Here is a 4043-nt window from a genome sequence, read left to right as displayed (position 1 = left end):
GACCTCCAGCGTGCCGGAGCCGCCGACCGCCACCAGCCGCCCGCCGGCCTGCCTGACCGCCGCGATGATCGATCGGACGCCCTCGCCGTCCCGGTCGCGGCCCGGGTTGTAGGCGCTGACCACCGCGTCGTGGCCGGCGATCGCGGACGCAAGCTCGTCCTGCTCGCCCACATCGCCCTTCACGGCCGTTAGCCGGGGGTGACGGGGCAGCTTGTCGGGGCTGGTGACGATGGCGGTCACGTCATGGCCCTGGTCCAGCGCCTCCGACAGGATGCCGCTGCCGACGAAGCCGGTCGCTCCGATGATGGCGATCTTCATGATGCGTGTCCTTGTGCCGGGTGGATCGTGGCGCCGGACGGGAGGATGGCGGTGTCCGCCTCCCGTTGCGCGCTTGTGTGGAAAGGTCTAACTATACCGGTCTATCTATGTGCCGGGTGCGGCATGTCAAGGCGAGGCGATCGATGCAGCACGGAAACGGCGACAGGCGGGCAAGCGGGCGCGACCGCCTGCTGGCGACGGCGCGCGACCTGTTCACCCGGCGCGGCGCGTCCAACGTCGGCATCAACGACGTCACCGCCGCCGCCGGGGTCGCCAAGATGACGCTCTACAACAACTTCGCCTCCAAGGAGGCGCTGACGCTCGCGGTCTATGGGGAGATGACGCAGGCGACGCTGCGCGAGGTCCGCGCCATGGCGACAACAGGCCTGTCCGAGGAAGCCCGCGTCCTCGCGCTGTTCGACAAGCTGAGCGGCACGGCCGGCAAGGCCGACCCGCGCGGCTGCCCGTTCATCCACGCCAGCCTCCAGCCCGCCGAACCCGCAGGCCCGATCCACGCGATCGTCCGGTCCTACAAGCGCGCGCTGCGCGATCATGTGCTCGGCCTCCTCGACGACCGCGCCGGCCGCCCCGGCCGCGCCGACCGCGACGATCTGGCCGGCCGCGCCGAACTCGCCGACCAGATCGTCATCCTGCTCGACGGCATGGCCACCCAACGGTATCTGGAGGGCGTCGCGCATCCAAGGACCGCCGCCAAGCGCGCGGCGGCGGCGCTGCTACGAGCCGCCGGCGCAACGGGCTGAGCTGCCGGGCTGACCTGCCGGCCTGGCCGGGCGGCGGGCACGAGCGGGCCGGCCATCGCCGTTCGCCACAGCACACCCGGCCCGGCCCGGTATCGACGCAATATTCGGCCTGGGGGACTACGGCCGGCAGCCCGTCGCCGACCGGAATGGGCAAGGGCCGCCGCGGCGACCGCCGGCACCGGAACGCGGCGCATCACGGGCGTTCCCGGCGCTGTTCCTCGCGAACGGCGTCGAGGACGAAGTCCGGCGTCAGCACGTTCCGCGTCACCATGCGGCGGTGCGTTCCCTTCGCGAGAACCGCGTCCATACCGTCAGCGGCCGCGCGACGTCGTAGCTGACGCCGACCTGCGGGCTGAACGCGGTCGGGCTCTGTCCCACGTCGGTGTGGCCCAGATAGTCGCGGATATCCTGGTTGAACCGGTCGTACCGGCCGCCGAACCGGACCTTCAGCCGACCGGTCACGTCGACCTGATCCTGCAGGTACACGCCGTAGGAGTTCTGCCGCTCGCGATTGTTGATGAACGGCGCGACGGCGGGGCGCTGGCCGTAAACGGGCGCGAAGATGTCGACGGCGTTCTCCTGCGCCGGCGTCGTCGCCGCGGTGACCCGTGGGATTTCGAGGAAGTCTATGGCAAGCTCCTCGATTTCGCCCGCGCCTATCCGTTCGACCCGGAGGCGGAGGACTATCTCGTCCACATCACCACCGGCACCCATGTCGCCCAGATATGCCTGTTCCTGCTGACCGAGGCGCATTACCTCCCCGGCCGTCTGCTCCAGACCCAGCCGCGGCGCGGCACGACCGAGGCGGCCGGCACGTGGACCGCGATCGACCTCGACCTGTCGCGCTATGACAGCATCGCCACCCGCTTCGCCGCCGCGACTGCCGAGAGCACCAGTTTCCTGAAGTCCGGCATCGACACCCGCAACGCCGCCTTCAACCGCATGATAGATGAGATTGAGCAGGTGGCGATCCGCTCCAAGGCGCCGCTCCTGCTCATGGGGCCGACCGGCGCCGGCAAGAGCCAGCTCGCGCGCCGTATCACCGATCTGAAGCGGGGACGCCGCCAGGTGAAGGGGCCGCTGGTCGAGGTGAACTGCGCGACGCTGAAGGGTGACGGCGCGATGTCGGCGCTGTTCGGGCACCGCAAGGGCGCGTTCACAGGCGCAGTCGCCGACCGGCCCGGCCTGCTGCGCTCGGCCGACACCGGCGTGCTGTTCCTTGACGAGATCGGCGAACTTGGCCTCGACGAGCAGGCGATGATCCTGCGCGCGGTCGAGGACAAGCGCTTCCTCCCCGTCGGCTCGGACAAGGAGGTGGATAGCGCCTTCCAGCTGATCGCCGGCACCAACCGCGATCTCGCCGCCTGCGTCGCGCAGGGCAGCTTCCGCGACGACCTCTACGCCCGCCTGAACCTGTGGACCTTCGCGCTTCCCGGTCTCGTCGACCGGCGCGAGGACATCGCTCCCAACCTCGACTACGAACTTGACCGCCACGCCGAGCGCGAAGGCGACCGCGTGACGTTCAACAAGGAGGCGCGCGAACGCTACCTCACCTTTGCTTGCCGCCCGGAGGCGCGCTGGCCCGGCAATTTCCGCGACCTGGCCGCGAGCGTCACCCGCATGGCGACCTTCAGCCCCAAGGGCCGCATCGACCTCGCCTGCGTGGAGTCCGAGATCGCCCGGCTGAAGCGGCTCTGGTCCGGCAACCAGGTCAGAACGGACCAACTCGCAGTCCTGCTCTCCGAAGCGGCCCTCGCCACCTTGGACCCGTTCGACCGCGTCCAGCTCGCCCATGTGGTCGCGACATGCCGATCCAGCCGCTCGCTCTCCGAGGCAGGCCGCCTGCTGTTCGCCGCCTCCCGCGCGCAGAAGACCTCCTCAAACGATGCCGACCGACTCCGAAAGTATCTCGCCCGCTTCGACCTGAGCTGGCAGCAGCTGGCCGATTGAGCTCACCTCAACCGCAGAGGCGCGGAAACAGCGTCTCCAGCGTGTCGCTCGGGAAGCGCAGCGACACTGGCCCCCTGGGCGTGATGGAGGCGAGCAGCCCTTCGTCGGTTGGCTGCCTCAGCACGCGTCGCGCGGAACGCTCGGGCAGCTGGATTATGCGCACCGCTTCGCCCCGATCGAACTCACCGCGAGTCAACGCCTCCCGGAGCAGCCTGTTGCTCTCGGGAGACGGACCAGAGCCCATGGGCACCCACGCCCGCCCTGTGTGCCATGGCATGGCTCATCAGGCGGCTGACACGGCCATTGCCGTCGAGAAGGGGTGGATCCAGTTGAATCGATGATGCGCGGTTGCCATCGCTAGTATGCGCTTCGCCCTGCCCGCCCCCACCCTGCATCATCCGCCCAACCGTCGGCTCGAACGCGAACCGAAGATGGAAACAGCCCATGAATGCCGGCACCCGGTCGCTGGCCGGGGGCAGATGTGCGCCGACCTCGACATCCCGCCCCGGCCCCTGTCGCCAGTCGCCAGGCGTCATCATAAAATCGCGGTCTCCGCCCCTTATCGATCAGATCGAGAGAGAAGCTCAGGCGCCGCGTTCGTTACTGGTGCACCTCGCCGTGCTGGAGGCGGAAGAAGATGAGGCGACAGCCGCGTTGACTATATTACCCCTTGTTCTCACCCCTGCCCCACCGGCTAATCACGAGGTTCTACGACTAGAGGCAGTGATACAGCTAAACTACCATTTGGCCGCTCGGAAAGACACCCAAGTATAAGGCCTGCCACGAAGTCTCTTAGGCGGCATGATGGTTCAAAACAGAGATAGCGAGAGAGGCACGCATCGCCTGATGCAACTGCATGGCAATCTGCATGCATTGCTTAGTGGTACAGATACGACAACACCCGACCTCTTTCGAAATCGGGCGATTGTGACATTATTGGTTGCGGGGACCCGCTTTCATCTTAGCTTGCGATCTCCGTCACCAGCGAGATTGGCTAGCTTTTGCGATCTGATG

General features: G+C 67.7%; 5 protein-coding genes. 2 read left to right on the top strand and 3 right to left on the bottom strand.

The window, feature by feature from the left end; all coding sequences use genetic code 11:
• A partial coding sequence (locus HUV01_RS13150; RefSeq protein WP_174298674.1) for an NAD(P)-dependent oxidoreductase occupies positions 1 to 318 on the bottom strand: 318 nt, incomplete at its 3' end.
• 143 nt (positions 319 to 461) lie between these two features.
• Between HUV01_RS13150 and HUV01_RS13145 the strand changes: the two genes are divergently transcribed.
• Positions 462 to 1079 (top strand): TetR/AcrR family transcriptional regulator, encoded by a 618-nt coding sequence (locus HUV01_RS13145; protein ID WP_174298673.1) that lies wholly within the window; start codon positions 462 to 464, stop codon positions 1077 to 1079.
• A gap of 264 nt (positions 1080 to 1343) precedes the next feature.
• Here HUV01_RS13145 and HUV01_RS15355 read toward each other — a convergent pair whose 3' ends face one another.
• Positions 1344 to 1598, bottom strand: coding sequence for a TonB-dependent receptor domain-containing protein (locus HUV01_RS15355; RefSeq protein ID WP_302480058.1), 255 nt, complete (start codon positions 1596 to 1598; stop codon positions 1344 to 1346).
• Here HUV01_RS15355 and rtcR point away from each other — a divergent pair.
• Positions 1485 to 3029: an RNA repair transcriptional activator RtcR gene (gene rtcR, locus HUV01_RS13135; protein WP_302480057.1), complete on the top strand. Its 1545-nt coding sequence runs from the start codon at positions 1485 to 1487 to the stop codon at positions 3027 to 3029. The two genes, HUV01_RS15355 and rtcR, sit on opposite strands and share 114 nt — an antisense overlap.
• Before the next feature lie 7 nt (positions 3030 to 3036).
• Here the strand turns inward: rtcR and HUV01_RS13130 are convergent, their stop codons facing one another.
• Complete coding sequence (locus HUV01_RS13130) at positions 3037 to 3192, bottom strand: hypothetical protein (RefSeq protein ID WP_174298672.1); 156 nt, start codon at positions 3190 to 3192, stop codon at positions 3037 to 3039.
• Positions 3193 to 4043: the final 851 nt, after the last annotated feature.

Source organism: Sphingomonas bacterium (assembly GCF_903643035.1).
Lineage (GTDB): Bacteria > Pseudomonadota > Alphaproteobacteria > Sphingomonadales > Sphingomonadaceae > Sphingomonas.
The sequence above is the reverse complement of the archived record's forward strand: the minus strand, read 5'-3'. Positions and strand labels throughout refer to the sequence as shown.